At 34.6% G+C, this 17233-nt stretch carries 16 protein-coding genes, 1 tRNA gene and 1 pseudogene; 7 read left to right on the top strand and 11 right to left on the bottom strand.

Going from position 1 to position 17233, the window contains the following annotated elements; all coding sequences use genetic code 11:
* Nucleotides 1–883: 883 nt before the first annotated feature.
* The 6 genes from ACFFVB_RS08670 to rseP form a co-directional block, all read right to left on the bottom strand.
* Nucleotides 884–1510, bottom strand: a complete 627-nt coding sequence (locus ACFFVB_RS08670) for a hypothetical protein (RefSeq protein WP_382382328.1) — start codon at nucleotides 1508–1510, stop codon at nucleotides 884–886.
* Nucleotides 1500–2489, bottom strand: coding sequence for a YHYH protein (locus ACFFVB_RS08665; RefSeq protein WP_382382327.1), 990 nt, complete (start codon nucleotides 2487–2489; stop codon nucleotides 1500–1502). Before ACFFVB_RS08665 ends, ACFFVB_RS08670 begins: the two co-directional genes overlap by 11 nt.
* A gap of 69 nt (nucleotides 2490–2558) precedes the next feature.
* The gene (locus ACFFVB_RS08660; RefSeq protein ID WP_382382326.1) at nucleotides 2559–3308 is read right to left on the bottom strand and encodes a hypothetical protein; all 750 of its coding nucleotides are present in this window, start codon (nucleotides 3306–3308) and stop codon (nucleotides 2559–2561) included.
* Nucleotides 3309–3409: 101 nt separating this feature from the next.
* On the bottom strand, nucleotides 3410–3685 hold the full coding sequence (locus ACFFVB_RS08655) for an EF-hand domain-containing protein (protein WP_382382325.1): 276 nt from the start codon (nucleotides 3683–3685) through the stop codon (nucleotides 3410–3412).
* A gap of 542 nt (nucleotides 3686–4227) precedes the next feature.
* A tRNA-Asn gene (locus ACFFVB_RS08650) sits at nucleotides 4228–4301 on the bottom strand.
* A gap of 77 nt (nucleotides 4302–4378) precedes the next feature.
* Complete coding sequence (gene rseP, locus ACFFVB_RS08645; protein WP_382382324.1) at nucleotides 4379–5725, bottom strand: RIP metalloprotease RseP; 1347 nt, start codon at nucleotides 5723–5725, stop codon at nucleotides 4379–4381.
* Between the two features lie 166 nt (nucleotides 5726–5891).
* On the opposite strand from rseP, the gene ACFFVB_RS08640 reads away from it, so the two are divergent.
* From ACFFVB_RS08640 to ACFFVB_RS08625, 4 genes are all read left to right on the top strand, one after another.
* Nucleotides 5892–6566: an SCO family protein gene (locus ACFFVB_RS08640; RefSeq protein ID WP_382382323.1), complete on the top strand. Its 675-nt coding sequence runs from the start codon at nucleotides 5892–5894 to the stop codon at nucleotides 6564–6566.
* A 72-nt stretch (nucleotides 6567–6638) separates the two neighbouring features.
* Nucleotides 6639–6875 (top strand): FeoA family protein, encoded by a 237-nt coding sequence (locus ACFFVB_RS08635; protein ID WP_038526100.1) that lies wholly within the window; start codon nucleotides 6639–6641, stop codon nucleotides 6873–6875.
* The gene (feoB, locus tag ACFFVB_RS08630) at nucleotides 6868–8967 is read left to right on the top strand and encodes a ferrous iron transport protein B (protein ID WP_382382322.1); all 2100 of its coding nucleotides are present in this window, start codon (nucleotides 6868–6870) and stop codon (nucleotides 8965–8967) included. Before ACFFVB_RS08635 ends, feoB (ACFFVB_RS08630) begins: the two co-directional genes overlap by 8 nt.
* A 36-nt stretch (nucleotides 8968–9003) precedes the next feature.
* Nucleotides 9004–9144, top strand: a complete 141-nt coding sequence (locus ACFFVB_RS08625) for a FeoB-associated Cys-rich membrane protein (protein WP_382382321.1) — start codon at nucleotides 9004–9006, stop codon at nucleotides 9142–9144.
* 141 nt (nucleotides 9145–9285) lie between these two features.
* Here ACFFVB_RS08625 and ACFFVB_RS08620 read toward each other — a convergent pair whose 3' ends face one another.
* From ACFFVB_RS08620 to ACFFVB_RS08600, 5 genes and pseudogenes are all read right to left on the bottom strand, one after another.
* Entirely contained in the window at nucleotides 9286–9480 is a 195-nt protein-coding gene (locus ACFFVB_RS08620; protein ID WP_382382320.1) for a hypothetical protein, read from the bottom strand.
* An 11-nt stretch (nucleotides 9481–9491) separates the two neighbouring features.
* Nucleotides 9492–11687: pseudogene (gene feoB, locus ACFFVB_RS08615) on the bottom strand (ferrous iron transport protein B).
* A gap of 3 nt (nucleotides 11688–11690) precedes the next feature.
* Entirely contained in the window at nucleotides 11691–12713 is a 1023-nt protein-coding gene (locus tag ACFFVB_RS08610; RefSeq protein WP_382382319.1) for a metal-dependent transcriptional regulator, read from the bottom strand.
* 2 nt (nucleotides 12714–12715) lie between these two features.
* A complete protein-coding gene (locus tag ACFFVB_RS08605) occupies nucleotides 12716–13366 on the bottom strand; it encodes a metal-dependent transcriptional regulator (protein ID WP_382382329.1) in 651 nt (216 codons plus the stop codon).
* A gap of 514 nt (nucleotides 13367–13880) precedes the next feature.
* Complete coding sequence (locus tag ACFFVB_RS08600) at nucleotides 13881–14630, bottom strand: TerB family tellurite resistance protein (RefSeq protein ID WP_382382318.1); 750 nt, start codon at nucleotides 14628–14630, stop codon at nucleotides 13881–13883.
* Nucleotides 14631–14968: 338 nt separating this feature from the next.
* On the opposite strand from ACFFVB_RS08600, the gene ACFFVB_RS08595 reads away from it, so the two are divergent.
* The 3 genes from ACFFVB_RS08595 to ACFFVB_RS08585 all read left to right on the top strand — a co-directional run bounded on the left by ACFFVB_RS08595 (nucleotide 14969) and on the right by ACFFVB_RS08585 (nucleotide 17213).
* The gene (locus ACFFVB_RS08595; protein ID WP_382382317.1) at nucleotides 14969–15379 is read left to right on the top strand and encodes a BrxA/BrxB family bacilliredoxin; all 411 of its coding nucleotides are present in this window, start codon (nucleotides 14969–14971) and stop codon (nucleotides 15377–15379) included.
* Nucleotides 15380–15471: 92 nt separating this feature from the next.
* On the top strand, nucleotides 15472–16215 hold the full coding sequence (locus ACFFVB_RS08590; RefSeq protein ID WP_382382316.1) for a lysophospholipid acyltransferase family protein: 744 nt from the start codon (nucleotides 15472–15474) through the stop codon (nucleotides 16213–16215).
* An 11-nt stretch (nucleotides 16216–16226) separates the two neighbouring features.
* Nucleotides 16227–17213, top strand: coding sequence for an acyl-ACP desaturase (locus tag ACFFVB_RS08585; protein ID WP_382382315.1), 987 nt, complete (start codon nucleotides 16227–16229; stop codon nucleotides 17211–17213).
* The last annotated feature ends 20 nt before the right edge of the window (nucleotides 17214–17233 follow it).

Below are 17233 nucleotides of genomic sequence, written 5' to 3'. Positions count from 1 at the left end.
TAAATTTGGTACTCAAAATGGTTTATTCTTTTTTGTTGATAATAACCGTTTCCAGTTATTATCTACGCTGTCAATTCAATATGTTAATGAACTTATTTCTCTTTTGTCTCTTAACTCGTTACCTCGTTAAGCGGGTGCAAATATAAAACCCTTTTTTTAATCTCACAATGTTTATTTGAAGTTTTTTTTTAGATCCGTTTTGCAACGTTTCTAACCCCATTAAAACAACTTGTAAAGAACTTTCTTTCTAAAAACGTTGCCGTTTTTAGCGGCTGCAAACATACAACCTTTTTATTTACTAACAAGCCTTTTTTTTATCTTTTTTAATTTAAACTAAATCCGATAAATAAAACTCTGTTAATGAACGTTTTGCTTTACTAAACTACCGTAGTTGCGTCGCTAAGCGGGTGCAAAGATACACCCTTTTATTCTTATCTAACTAATGTTTCTGAGGTTTATTCTGAAATAAATCTCAAGTTGTAACCTGTCAGCGCGTTAGAAGTGAAAATAAATCTACCTAATACTTTAAAAACCTCCACTGCTTGGAATACCTTACTCTATCCCTACGTTATAATACATATTAGCCCTCCTATATATAAGGAGCGCACACCACATTTCCATAACCAACATACATCTCATCCTATCATATAAGTAGAACTATTATTTTACATTCATATATAAGGTATGATTGCACACACCTTACATTTTATAGGAACACATATAAAACATGTGTCTTATACAACAATACAAACAGATCAAAGATTGATACTTCAGCAGATTCTATTCACCCAGTATTGCTATAAAAAAGGCCGAAGCGATATATCTAGACATATTGCTTCGGCTATAATTATGATCTTATTGTTTACTTAATACTATTTCCGACCTAGGTAGACGACTTCATCTTCATTTTTCGAATACTAAAAATCCCTATAACCAATACAACAAGCCCTCCTATATATAATAGTAAAGAAGACCGACTTGAATTCTGTTCAATCTGACTGAACTGATTCCCTTCAACCGCAAGCTCTACTTTAAAATTATTAGCCTTATCTAAAACGAAGTTAGCCTTATCGAATCCCTCTCTAACCACTAACATAGTATTCTTACTCCTATATATATTACTAAAGCCAGAATTTTGAATACTTAGGGTTTCAAAATCATCTGGAACTTCAAATTTGAATACCACAATAGTCTCATGCCCCAGCTTTACATTTGGATGTTTTAAAGCCGAAACCACACCATCAAAAGCAATGACAATATCATCCGTTAAAAATTGAACAACCCTCTCTTTAAACTCTTCTGGCGTTTTATAACTGTCTACAGAAAATCGCGTATCTACTTCCGTTTCGAAAGCTGTAAGCGCTGCGCGTATTTGCAACATCCATTTTCCATCTTTACCTTCCACCAAAACGGTAGTCGAATTTGTTGGAGAATGCGCAAAAGCCGATAATGAGAATCCAAGAAAGACAATTAAGAGTAACCACACTGCTTTTTTACTCTTAAATCGCATATGCTCCTTTTAGCCCGTTAATAAAGTTATTACTCCCAGCAGCATCAACATGATAATGATACCCTCTTGCCTCATCGGTATGCCCACGCAAATCATCTAAGTCTTTCGGCAATGCATTATTAGCATCTTCCAATTCATAAATCCCAAAGCCATCCAACGCGTAACCTATTAAAGCAGCATGCCCATCTTCCTGTTCAACTTTTGTACTAAATCCTGTAGCTGCATGGTAATGATAACCCTGATGTACATTTATATGTCCACCAGCATCATCGAACGGAGCAAGTGTATAAGCACTCAAAATACTATTTGTTGGTGCCGGCGCAGAAAACTCGATACCATTTAAGGCAAGTCCACGTGTAGACGGCGCTCTATTTCCTCGACCTCCAGGACCTCTAGCAAATAATGTCGCGCTATCCTGAGACACAGGTGTTATTGGAATTAACCACGATTGTGTAATATCGGTAATATAAGACGGCATACACTCTACACAAAAATTCTCATATTCTTCACCTACATTAGGATTTGCCGCATTAACACAATCTTCTTCAGTCGCCGTTATATACACATCTCCATTATCATCGTACATTAACCATTTAGAATCGTTGTAAAAATCGGCCATATTCTTAACGAATGCACCATCTACATCATAAACCTCTCCGCCTTCTAACCAAATCCCTCCAGCTTCTGCACTATCTGAAATATTACTTGGACACCATGGTCCCATCGCATGATCGCCTGGAATACTTTTTGTAACAAATTTATAGCAGTCTGCACTGGTTCCATCAGAAAGTTCGCAAGGCACGGTCGATATTGTAATCGCTCCACCTTCGGTATAAAAATAAGAAGCGTTTACATCGATCACATTACCATCTTTTACTTTGACCGATTTATTATTACTTGCAAAGAAATTACAACCAACCAATCCAAAACAAAAGAATGTAAAAATGATAATCGGCGATTTAAAAATGTGAGTATTCATATTGACATATATTTTAGAACTATTATTTATATAAAGCGGATGCTATGCGCTACCTAAAATACAAATAAATTAACCATCTAATTCTTCTTTCAACTTAATAGCTAGTTTTTCCGTTTTGTTCCGCAAGTTTATAGCCGTATTCAATTGTATTTGAGTTTGCAATAACTGATCGATCACACTGTTCTGATATTCTTTATTATTCAACAAGTCTATATAATTCGATTCTTGCCCAAAAGCTCTAATCTGATTAAAATTATCGTTGTTATCAGGAAGCAAATCTTTTAGTGAAATATACTCTTCCAACACTGGCTTCAATCTATTATCGACAATAAATCTAATTTTCAGCTCTTGCTCTTCAAAAAGTTTTAATTCAGATGGATATTCTGCTATTAAATCGGCTACCGTATCATTTTCCAAAAACTGAAACTTATCTGTAAAGTTCACAGAACTCAAAGCTTCACTTCTCAAGTTTGTATTCTTAAACTTTACCCGAACAATTAAATCTTTAGCCTCCTGCGTTAAACTTTCTGGACTAAAACCAACATAATTAAGCGAGTTCTGTAAAGATGTGGTATTGTTTTTATACTGAAAAATAGAAGTATTTAAAACACCTAAGTTTGTATGCAACTCCTCGTACAAGCTTACGTATATCTTTTCTTGAATTATTTTATTCTTCCTTAATTCATTAAAATTATTAATCTTCCATGCAATTAAAATACCTACGACAATTAACAGAATCTCGCCCAAAGCATATAACAGATACTTTTTTACATTATTGGACACTATTAGATTTCTTCTTACGGTTCTAAACAACTTCATATTTTAGTTAAATCCAACTTTTAAAATTTATACCGAAAGACACAAAACCCAGACAATTGCCCCTTACATTATTAAGCATGTCTCGAAACACACAAACGCTTTTACTTTCTACCTTTTGGTTTTGGAGCTTTTTTAAATTCCGCTTCCGAGATAAAACCATCTTCATCTGTATCGATTTTTGCGAAGTCATTTTTCAATGGTCCTTTTAGTTCTGACTCTGCAAGCTTACCATCTTCGTTAGCATCCATCTCTTCCAATAACTTCGCATATGTTGGCGGCTCTTTTTGCTCATTTCCTCCTTGCGCTTGTGCAAGATTTACAAAGGTTAGACAAAATAAAATCATCGCTAATCCAAATGTTGACTGTACTCTTTTCATAATTTATATATTTAAAATTGTTATTATGAAACAAAGTTGCGCATTAGTTGAATACGAATTTTATGTTTTCAACTAACAGTGAACAGTATTAAGTGAATAGCACCTCTTATGAGTTAAGCACAATTTTGAATATTAAAAAAATAGTAGGATTTTAAAATCTAATTCATCTCGATTTAAAACCACCAGCAATAGTGATTCATTTCTGAAGCTCTAAAGTTTATGCTGATTAATAGATTTTCATTCAATTCCAAGAACGATTAGTAGTCCGCTTATAGGGATTGAATAAAAATATAAGTAGTAACGATTATTTCTAATTGAAAAGGATTTAATACCGAACAGCACTTAAGCAGAAACGATGAAGACAGGAAACAGAAAGAGAGGCACTGCAGAGACACCAAAAATCCATTATATTGAGATATTCTCTCGTTCTGAACTATTAGAGCCTACAACACATAAACCCCTAAGACACCCCACACAACTAGTACGAAACTATAACGCATAAAAAAAGCCTTACATTTCTGTAAGGCTTTTAGCTAGCTTTGCTCCCTCTCTTGGGCTCGAACCAAGGACCCTCTGATTAACAGTCAGATGCTCTAACCAACTGAGCTAAGAAGGAGTGTTTTGCATTAGCGAGTGCAAATATAGAACTTTATTTCAATTGCACAAAGCTTTTTGAAAAAAAATTTAAAAAAATTATTTAAACAGTGCTTTAAAGACATCATTTCCGTTCGCAAACAGCACTAATGCTATAAGAATGAAGAATCCAACCATTTGCGCATACTCTAAAAATTTATCGCTTGGCTTACGTCCAGAGATCATTTCGTACAACAAGAACATTACATGTCCACCATCTAATGCTGGAATTGGTAATAAGTTAAGCACCCCTAACATAATCGATAAAAAGGCTGTAATACTCCAGAATGCTTCCCAACTCCATGTGCTAGGAAATACATCGAAAATAGCTTTAAAACCACCTACACCTTTATATGCACCTGTATTTGGATTAAAAATCATTCCCAACTGTGCCCAATAACCTACAATCTGTTCTTTAAAACGTATTGCTCCTACACCAATGCTTTCGCCTAGTCCGTAAGTTTTAGTAATGACATTATAGTATCCTAATTTTTCATAGGTTTTTGCATTGGCTCCCGAGAACGGATAAATTCCAAATTTACCATCTTCATCAACCTTAAGTTCTCTTGTAATCGGTTCAAAATCTCTTAGAATATCTACACTTACAGTCTGTCCTTTAAACGACTCTAAAAAAGGTCCAAATTCATCAAAGTACTTTAACTTGGTATTATTTACTGCCGTTATAATATCACCTTCTTTTAAATCAACACTCTTGTTTGCCGAAGAATCTACTACTTGAGCCACTACAAAAGGTGTGCGTAATTGAAACAACGTACGATCTTCACCTGTGCTTAATTGACCTAGAAAATCTTCTGGCGTAGTTAATATAAACTCTTCACCATTACGGTCGATAGTTATTTCTTTTGCTTCAATTAATTTCGGCCTCATGGCATTATAACCTGTTACAGCTTCTCCATTAATTGCCAAAACATTATCTCCTGTTTTAGCCCCCATATTCTCAAGGATAGGATTTGTTATAAAATATCCATCCTTAATACTATCTGTAGCAATATCGGTTTCACCATATGCAAATGCCATAACCATATAAATTAATGCGGCCAGAACAAAGTTTACCGTTACACCACCAAGCATAATAATTAGACGTTGCCAAGCTGGTTTCGATCTAAATTCCCAAGGTTGCGGAGGCAAGGCCATTTGCTCCTTGTCCATACTTTCGTCTATCATTCCAGATATTTTCACATATCCTCCTAAAGGCAACCAACCAATACCATAAACGGTATCACCAATTTTCTTTTTAAAAAGAGAAAATTTTACATCGAAAAATAAATAGAATTTCTCTACTCGTGTTTTAAATAGTTTTGCTGGAATAAAATGCCCAAGCTCGTGTAATACAATTAATAAGGAAAGGCTTAATAGAAATTGTGAAATCTTAATTATAAACTCCATGAAGTTTTTACGGTTATATTTTAACGCGCAAAAGTACGGTTTTTAAAGTCGTAAAAAAACATAAACTACACAACACCCTTTTTTTAACATGCATTTATCATATAAAGGGCTTCGATAAACTTAATTTAACTCGTATTTTTGTGTCATTCACGATTTAAACTTCGCCATGTTATCATTTTTTAAAGATTACAAATACTTCGCCATTGTTTTTGCCATTATTTCAATAGTTATTGTATCTATTATTTACAATATTTTAGATGTTGAAAAACCGCTTCCTATTTACCAGCCTGCTCAAGTAGAACAAGAGCTAGTAGATAGCACCCTTTACGATGTTAGGAAATATCACAAAATAGCAGATTTTAGCCTGACGAATCAGAATGGAAAAACCATCACCCAAGACGATTATAAAGATAAAATTTACGTAGCGGATTTCTTTTTTACAACATGCCAAACTATTTGTCCGATTATGACCGATCATATGGCACATATTCAAAACCAAATTTTAAATGATGAAGACGTTATGCTACTCTCTCATACCGTAACACCACAAATTGATACCGTTGCACAATTAAAAAGATATGCCTTGAAAAAAGGGGTTAATGATGCCAAATGGAATTTGGTTACAGGCGATAAAAAACAAATTTACGCATTAGCAAGAAAAAGCTATCTAGCCGTAAAAACAGTTGGAGATGGCGATGAATATGATATGATTCACACCGAAAACTTCATGCTTATCGATAAGAAAAAACAAATTCGAGGTTTTTACGATGGTACAGATCCTGAGGCCATTACACAACTACTAAAGGACATTGAAATTCTAAAAAGAGAATATAAAAAGTAGTTTTAGTGTCACAATTTTTTTAGCATCACTTTTTACCTTACTTTTGCTTCTTTAAAATCAATCTAAATAAGTTTGCAGACAACTTTAGCACATCTAAAACGTGGAGAAACAGCTGTAATTACAGATGTTTCATCCGATCAAATTCCTTTAAAATTAATGGAAATGGGTTGTCTTCCAGGCAATCAAGTGGAACTTGTTCAACTTGCGCCATTTAAAGACCCTATTTACCTTAACATAAATGGCACACATTTAGCCATAAGAAAGGATACTGCAAGTCTTATTTTAATTGAAAAATTATCGCATGAGTAAACAAATTAATGTTGCTTTAATAGGAAATCCGAATACAGGGAAAACATCGGTATTTAATGCCCTTACTGGCCTGCATCAAAAAGTAGGGAATTACCCAGGAATTACAGTCGAAAAAAAAGAAGGGATTTGCAAATTACCTCGCGGGGTAAAAGCGCACATTATCGATTTACCTGGAACCTATAGTCTAAACGCATCGTCGTTAGATGAAAATGTAGTGATTGAATTACTATTAAACAAAAAAGATAAAGACTTTCCTGATATCGCCATTGTAGTTAGCGATGTCGAAAATTTAAAACGAAACCTGCTTCTTTTTACGCAAATTAAAGATTTAGAAATCCCTACTATTTTAGTGATTAACATGGCAGATCGTATGTCTCGCCGTGGCATTTCTTTAGATATTCCTTATTTAGAGGAAAAATTAAAGACTAAAATTGCGATTGTTAGCACACGAAAAAACCAAGGAATAGACCAATTAAAAGAACTTATTCTTAATTATAGGGAACAATCTACAACACCTTGTCTTAATGCTTCAGAAATTGACAAACCTTATTTCGACCGCTTACAACAGGTTTTCCCTAATCAGTTACTATACAAACTTTGGTTAGTAATTACTCAAGATGTTAATTTTGGAAAAACAGACAGAAATGAGTTTGATGCTGTTGCCGATTTTAAAACGAAGAGTAAAACAGACTTAAAGCGACTCCAGCAAAAGGAAACCATAAAACGTTATCAGTTTATAAATAACATCCTTAAACAAGGACAAACTATAGATCCAGCTCAAGCTACAGATTTACGCGCAAAATTAGATCGTATTCTAACGCATAAAGTATGGGGTTATGTTATTTTCTTTTTTATACTATTATTAATTTTCCAAGCCATTTACGATTGGTCCAGCATACCAATGGATTTTATTGATTCGTCTTTTGCTTCTTTAGGAGAATGGGTTAAAACCGAACTTCCCGCCGGAGTATTTACAAACTTATTGGCCGAGGGAATTATTCCAGGCTTAGGTGGTGTGGTTATTTTTATTCCACAAATTGCCTTCTTATTTTTATTTATCTCCATACTTGAAGAAAGTGGATATATGAGTCGTGTAGTCTTTTTAATGGATCGGATTATGCGTCGCTTCGGATTAAGCGGAAAAAGTGTTGTGCCTTTAATTTCGGGTACTGCTTGTGCTATTCCTGCAATAATGGCTACCAGAAATATAGAAAGTTGGAAAGAACGATTAATTACTATACTTGTTACACCATTTACAACCTGCGCAGCAAGACTACCGGTGTATCTAATTATTATTTCATTAGTTATTCCTGAAGGTACTTTCTTAGGTCTAGGCTACCAAGCGCTAACCTTAATGTTATTATATGCACTAGGATTTGCGACAGCCGTTTGTGCCGCTTACGTTTTAGATCGCGTGATGAAACTTAAGAGCAAAACGTTTTTTGTAGTAGAAATGCCAAATTACAAGATGCCTTTATTTAAAAATGTTGCTTTAACTGTTCTTGAAAAAACAAAATCGTTTGTATTCGGAGCCGGAAAAATCATACTTGCTATATCTATTATTTTATGGTTTTTAGCATCTTATGGTCCTGGTGAAAAATTTAATGACGCTGAAAACATTATGACAGAAAAGTATGCTTCAGAAAATTTATCTCAAGACGACTTAGATCATAAAATAGATTCTTATAAACTAGAACATTCTTATATCGGTATTGCTGGTCACGCAATAGAACCTGCAATTAGACCTTTAGGTTACGACTGGAAAATTGGTATTGCAATTGTAAGTTCGTTCGCCGCTCGTGAAGTATTTGTAGGAACTTTAGCCACTATTTACAGTGTAGGTAACGACCAGGAAGAAACGATTAAAAATAGAATGGCAGGAGAGGTAAATCCTATTTTAGGTGGTCCACTTTTTAACTTTGCATCAGGAATTTCGTTATTATTATTTTACGCATTCGCCATGCAATGTATGAGTACGTTAGCCATTGTAAAACGAGAAACCAACAGTTGGAAATGGCCGGCTTACCAATTGGCATTTATGACTATTTTAGCCTATGTATCTGCTTTAATTGCCTATCAGGTTTTAATATAATCGAAAGTAAACAGTAATTAAAACGACTATAAACTCATGAATACAATCGTTCAAAATATATTGGTTTTTGCATCCTTAGGAATTGCAGTCGCATTTTTTATCAAGAAATACTTTTGGAAAAAAGGAAAGTCTAAAAAAGCATGTGGCTCTGATGGTGACGGTTGCGGTTGTTCTTAAACAACATATATAATACAACATTAAACAACCTCAGCTTCACGATAATTACGAATTGTAAAACATTCGTTATTGAGAATTGGCTTCGGCATGAGGACCTTTTATAAACTAAAAAAACACCACGAGAATTTCGTGGTGTTTTTTTTAGTTCAAGATTTTATCAATTGAAAAAGTATCAACTTTCAGGAATAATAGAATTCGTCTTGCCAATTCTTTATCAGTGGTTTTAGATTTATCAAATACAGCCATTAAATCGGTAGCGTATAATCTTTCGTTAACCGTCATGCCTTGAATACTTTTCACGGCACTTACTCTATGACGAATTTCCTCATCTGTCATTTTTTATCAACTTAAAAAACAATTCTCCAAACTTGAGCTACTAAGAAGCAAACCACAAACCCTAAAATCACCGGCATTATAGAAGCAACGATAGTCCACTTAACACTATTCGTTTCTTTATAAATAGTATAAATGGTTGTACTACACGGGTTATGGAGCAAACTAAATAGCATCAAATTTATAGCCGTTAATAAGGTCCAGCCTCCAGCTCTTAAAATATCGCCTGTTGCATTTATAGAATCTAATTCGAACATAACTCCTGCACCTTCTCCACCACCAATTCCAGTAACCATAACCGTCAGCATTAAAATAGTTGGAATCACAATTTCATTAGCGGGAATAGCAACGATATATGCAAGTAGAATAACACCATTTAATCCGAGTAAGAATCCAAAACCATCCATTCCATTAACTAACCAGGCAGCTATAGACTCGTCTCCAATATGAATATTAGAAATAAGCCATATAATTGCACCAGCAGGTGCTGCAAAAACTATAGCTCTCCACAATACAATTGCAGTTCTATCTATTAACGAGGTGTAAATAGTTTTCCAAAAACGTGGCGGACGGTAAGGTGGTAATTCTAAATTAAATGTAGACACTTCACCTTTTAAAACGGTATTAGACAACACCCAAGACACACCAAACATAAATCCCATTCCTAGAACAGCAATCCCGATTACTGCTAATAACGATGCAATGCTAGATAATGATTCTGGTACAACGGCTCCAATAAAAATTGTTGCAATTAAAATTTGAGTCGGCCAACGCCCATTACACAGAGAAAAGTTATTAGTAATAATAGCAATTAATCGTTCCCTAGGACTATCGATAATTCGAGTCGCCACTACACCCGCGGCATTACAACCAAATCCCATACTCATGGTTAAAGCCTGTTTACCGTGCGCTCCAGATTTATTAAATAAGGAATCTAAATTAAAAGCTACTCGAGGTAAATAACCAAAATCTTCTAAAAGGGTAAACATGGGAAAAAATATGGCCATTGGCGGCAACATAACTGCAATAACCCAAGCCACAGCCAAATATACCCCATCGATTAAAAAACCGGCAAGCCACCAAGGCATATTAATACTTTCGGCCCCACTAGTTAAAATGGGATGAATGGTATCTAAAAGTAATTCTGCTAGCAAAGACGAGGGATAATTAGCCCCAACAATTGTTAACCACAACACAGTTCCAAGTATTAAAAACATTATAGGGAAACCCCACGTTTTACTCGTTACTATTTTATCAATTTTAGAATCTAAACGAAACCGTTTTTCTCCTTCTTCAGTTTTTACTGAATCTCTTACAATATCGGCAGCATCTGCATAGATACTTTCGGTAAGGTTATCGTGAAATTCATCACCAATTTGCCAACGCAAATCGTTAGATAACTCTATGATATTGTCTATATTATTTTCTTTCATGTTCTTGAAAATTTAAAGAAATTCTCCTGTTTTTAAAGCCTCAATAATTTGCTTATCACCTTCCAATAATCGGAATGCAATCCAACGACTATTTGGGATATTAGGAAATTCTTTTTCTATTTCGGTAGTTAAGGTTTTAACCGCCTTTTCAATATTTTTTGGTACGTTTTTAATACGATGTGGCTTACAAACAATTTGCCCACTTGCAATCTCACTAATGGTTTGGATTAGTTCCGGAATTCCTTTATTAAATCGCGCACTCGTTGGCACTACAGGAATACCCAAATCTCGTGATAATGTTCTGATATCAATATCAATTTTATTACGTTTGGCCTCATCCATAAGGTTTAAACACAATACAGCTTTATCTGTAATTTCAAGAATTTGAAGTACCAAATTTAGATTACGTTCTAATCGATTGGCATCGGCTACAATTACCGTAACATCGGGTTTCCCGAAAAGGATAAAATCTCTAGCGGCTTCCTCATCTTCAGAGGTTGAAAGCAAGGAATATGTTCCTGGCAAATCTACCAGCTTGTATTTTTCTTTATTATATTCGAAACCACCTTCTGCACGCGTCACCGTTTTTCCTGGCCAGTTTCCTGTATGCTGTTTTAAACCTGTTAACGCATTAAACACAGTACTTTTACCCGTATTCGGATTTCCTGCTAATGCCACGACAAAGTCAAAATCGTCTGTTTGAATACCTAAACGTTTTAAACCATCTTTATTAAAATGGGCACAAGTTTCGCAAGCACTTTTTACTTTTGTTTCCATAGTTTAAGATTTTTGAATTAAGATTTTTGAAGCCTGATCTTTTCGTAATGCAATAGATGTTCCTTTTATTAAATATGCATTAGGGTCTCCTAACGGATTCAATAAATCGATACTTACATCCGAGCCTTTTACAAATCCAAGATCTAACAATCGTCTTCGACTATCTCCTCTATTTTCTTTTGAAATACCAATAATTTTTGCCGTTTCGTTTTCTTTTAAACTAGACAAACGCGCTATATTTTCTTCTATATCGACTAATGTTTCTATAGGTGCAACAGTTAAGTTTGCTGCAACTATGGGAGCCAATTTAAACTCTTCGCCTTCCGACTGAAATACAATCCGTGTAGAATTATTTTCGGTTATTTTAAGGACGGAGCCCATATAAATATTCTCAGCTAGAATTTGTTTATAAATCACTTCAGGCTCATCTTCAATATGCGTAATTCTTCCAACCGATCCTACAGGTAATAAAGGCAACTCTACACCGTGAACATCGGCCAATTTCCCAGTTCGTGTTGGAATAGGATCGCCATGAGGATCGAATTGCGGGTGACCTAAATGCGCCGCCAACTCATCGGCTTCTTCATGACTTAAACGGTGCTCCATAGATTCGGCTCTATCGTGCCATTCTTTTTTATGAACTCCTGTTTTGTCTGCTAAATAACGTTCCCAAAGTCGGTGAACCCTAACAATTCGAAGTGCATAATCTCGCCCTTCTTCCGTTAATTTTAAAGCATCGAATTCCGAATAGATTAAATCGTTAATCGTCATTTTTTTTACGGCTTCAACGATATCATCATTTTTATAATCTAAGACTTGAACTAAAGTTTTCATATCTACCTTATTCTTCGAATCCTCGAAATGATAAAGTTGCTTTAAAACGTCTTCGATAATTTCTTTTTCGTTGCTTTTAAGGGATTTTTTAATAACCCAAAACCAACCTTTTGTAGGTCTAAATAAAACATATAATAAGGCTACTACAATAAAAAATATTAGCAGTGCCAATAAAGGGCTGTAGTGTTCCATAGTTATAAGCTTAAGTATAAATTTTTCGAAACTTCATTAGAGATTATCATTTTCCCCTCTGAAGTTTCTATCGTTAAAGAATTGTCGAACGGTTCGAAATCTAAAACTTTGATCGTATCCCCAAGTGCCAAATTGTTTTTATTTAAATACTTTAAAAAGGCTTCGGAAGAATCTTTCACCAATGCGAGAACTCCTGTTTCACCTGTTTTAATATCTAAAATATTTACGCTTTTTATGGGTGAATAATTTCCGTTTTTATCCGGAATAGGATCGCCATGAGGATCGTGGGTTGGGCATCCTAAAAACACATCTAATTCGTTTACTAGTTTTAACGATTTTATATGTTCTAATTGCTCAGCAACTTCATGAACTTCGTCCCAGGAAAAGTTTAGTTTTTCTACCAAAAACACTTCCCAAAGTCTGTGTTTTCTAATCACTAATGCTGCAGCAGAACGCCCAGACTCAGATAAAGTAACCCCTTGATATTTGACATAATTAGCTAATTTTTTTTCAGCCAATTTTTTAATCATATCCGTTACAGAAGATGCTTTAGCCTCTATTTTTTCGGCAATAGCATTTGTACTCACGGGAACAGAGCCTTGTTTACCCAAATGGTAAATAGCTTTTAAATAATTTTCTTCAGATAATGTAATCACTAAATACGTATTTACCACAAAGATACACTATTTACCTGAACAGAAGTATATTTTTAGATAAGACTAAAAATATTTTTACATAAATTTAACACATATAAAGCTTGGCTATCTTTCTGAAATAATTTATTTTAATATTAATATATTTTAAACACAAAAATCTATAACTTGTAATTCAGAAAAAAAGCATGAAATATATAGATATACACTTTAATAAAACACAAGTTATTTTTGTTTTAATTGGAATTCTGTTTACAATGTCTATAACACTAGGATATTTTATTGGAATGAGAATCTGGTATTAATTTTAAGGTAGATTTACACAAAAAAGTGAGCTATTTGTATTAAAACTCAACTTTAAATAATTTGAAAATCGAGAACTTAAACTTGGTTTCGTATCACAATTAAAAAACACTTAAAACTGCACAAAAAAAAGACGAATCTGATGTATTACCATCAAATTCGTCTTAAATGTTAGCCCTAATCCAAGCCTTATTTTTTAAAAGAGTACTATTTATTTAAAACCATGTTCTTTTTGAAGTTGGTCGTAAGCTTCTTGAACTTGACGGAATTTTTCTTCAGCTCCTTTTTGGTGTTCTGCACCTAAATGAAGCACTTTATCTGGATGGTATTTTTTAGCCATAGTACGGTAGGCTTTTTTAATCTCGTCGTTAGTTGCAGATTTATCGATCTCAAGAATTTTATAGGCATTATCGCTACTGTTATAAAACATGGCTTTAATACTCTCAAAATCTAAGGCACGAATACCTAAATAGTTCGAAATATCGTTAATAACATCAACCTCATCTGCACTTACATTTCCGTCGGATTTTGCAATTCCAAATAAAAAATGAAGTAATTGAAGACGTGACGGATGATCCATCATCTGACGGATTTGCATACACACATCGCGCACAGGAATATTCTCTTGCTGACTTATATTTTTGAATAATTTAAAAGCATGATTTGCACGATCTTTACCGTACATCCCGACAAACTGAGCACGCACGAAATCTAATTCGCGTTGATCACTTCTACCATCGGCTTTTATAACTATTGCTGCTAGTACTAATAAACTCACTTCAAAATCTCCCGATTTTGTTTTGGTTTGCGATGGCGAAGAGAAAGGCCCTTGACTACCAACCTTAATACCTCCGTTAGAAATACCATCGACTACACTACCCAGTGCAAATCCTAGAATCGCTCCTATTGGACCTCCAAAAGACCATCCTAATGTGGCACCTAACCATTTTGAAACACTCATAATTTTATTTTTAAGACTGCAAATATACTACATGTAGTTTTAAGTGCTGTGTTTTTAATGGTATTGCTTTTAATGCAAAAGAGACTTGAACACTAATGCGTTCTTAACTACTCCTTATTAATAACCAATACCATTACTCCCGCGTTAGGGATAGTAGCGGCATCCTTTTTGTTTTTCTAAAAAACAAAAAGATATAGCGTATAGCCCGACCTTGCCCAAGCAAGGTAACGCCCAAAGCAGGTACAAAACTCAGCATCTTTAGGTTACGTTAAAGTAATAAGGGGTTCTGTTTTAATTATGTATATTTGTCCTTTATTTATAAACAAAAAATTAAAAATATGTACCCAGCAGAATTAGTAAAACCAATGCGTGAAGATTTAACCAAAGTTGGTTTTGAAGAATTACACACTGCCGAGGCTGTAGATGTAGCAATAGCAAAAGAAGGAACGACTTTAGTGGTTGTGAATTCGGTTTGTGGTTGTGCTGCAGCAAATGCACGTCCAGGCGCAAGCATGAGTATACAAAACGATAAAAAACCAGACCACTTAGTAACTGTTTTTGCAGGTGTAGATAAGGATGCTGTTAACGCGGCAAGAGGATATATGATTCCTTTTCCTCCAAGTTCTCCTTGTATTGCATTATTTAAAGATGGCGAATTAGTACACATGTTAGAGCGTCACCATATTGAAGGTCGTCCTGCTGAAATGATTGCAGAAAACCTTAAAGATGCTTTTAATCAAGTATGTTAAGTCGAATTTTGTAAAAAATATAAACCACGCTTTTGGCGTGGTTTTTTTATATCTTAAATTTGCCACCAAACTAAACCCGTAAGTCTTAATTAATGAAAATTCTAGCGTATCCACTAACTGCATTATATGCTCTTGCGTTTTTATTATCGATATGTATTTTTCATCCCATATTATGGATAAGCCATCGTGTGTTTGGAAACAATGCATTACAACATAGTGTAAATGCATTACAATTTGTATTGTTGCGTTGTTTAAACCTATTAGGCACACGCTTTACCTACACAAATAATTTTGAAAACGAAATCCCAAACGATTCTCCTTTAATAATAGTCTCTAACCACCAGAGCATGTACGATATTTCTCCAATACTTTGGTATATGAGACAGTATCGCCCTAAGTTTATTAGTAAAAAGGAATTGGGATCTGGTATCCCTAGTGTATCTTATAATTTACGACATGGAGGCTCTGCTTTAATCGATAGAAAAAACCCCAGACAAGCCATACGCGCCATACATGACTTCTCTTATTTTATAAAAGAAAACAATTTTGCTGCGGTTATTTTCCCGGAAGGGACAAGAAGTAAAGACGGATATCCAAAACGGTTTCAACGTCATGGTTTACAAACTTTAATAAAAAACATACCTAATGCAACCATAGTGCCTTTAACCGTAAATAATTCATGGAAAACGTTAAAATACGGCAAGTTTCCTATGGGATTAGGAGCTCATATTACATTAACTATTCATAAACCCATAAATTTATCTACCTTTACAGGCACTACAGACACTTTAATTGACGAAATTGAACACACTGTAACACAAAGTATAAACCATTAAAACTTAACATTATGTCATTAAAAAATGTAAGGTTAGAAGTGATGCAGTTTTTGGAAAAAGACGTAGACGCTTTAATAGAAAAGTATTTAATTCCGATAGAAACCATTTGGCAACCAACAGATTTCTTACCAGATTCTGAAAGCCCAAAGTTTTTTGACGAAGTAAAAGAAATAAGAGAATTAGCTAAAGATTTACCTTACGATTTCTGGGTCGTTTTAGTTGGAGATATGATTACAGAAGAAGCGTTGCCAACCTACGAATCCTGGTTAATGGATGTAGAAGGTGTTGGACAAGTAGAGCGTAACGGTTGGTCTAAATGGGTTCGCCATTGGACGGGTGAAGAAAACAGACACGGAGACGTGCTTAACAAATACCTTTATCTTTCTGGACGTGTAAATATGCGTGAGATTGAAAAAACAACGCAGTATTTAATTGCTGATGGTTTTGATATTGGTACAGACCGCGACCCGTATAAAAACTTTGTTTATACAAGTTTCCAAGAGCTTGCCACATATATTTCTCACAACCGTGTAGCTAAACTAGCAAAAGAACGCGGGAATAAACAACTAAGCAAAATGTGCCGTATTATTTCGGGAGACGAAATGAGACACCATAATGCATATAGTGAATTCGTAGAACGTATTTTTGCAGTAGACCCTAGCCAAATGATGATGGCGTTTCATTATATGATGAAGCAAAAAATCACAATGCCAGCTCACTTTTTAAGAGAATCTGGCGGACAAATAAGTTCGGCTTTCGAAGAATTTTCGAACACGGCACAACGTATAGGGGTTTACACATCTATGGATTATATAGATATTCTTGAAAAATTAAATAAACGTTGGGAAATTGAAAAAATAACAGGTTTAAATGATGAGGCTGAAAAAGCTAGAGATTACCTGCTTAAACTTCCTTCACGTATGACGCGTATTGCAGAACGTATGAAAGTTCCAGAAAACTCATTCCAGTTTAAATGGGTAGAACCTGCAAAAATGTAGATCAAATTATACCTTATTAT

It is taken from the genome of Formosa undariae, from assembly GCF_042427615.1.
GTDB classification, from domain to species: Bacteria; Bacteroidota; Bacteroidia; order Flavobacteriales; family Flavobacteriaceae; genus Formosa; species Formosa undariae.
This window is presented reverse-complemented; position numbering and strand designations above follow the sequence as displayed.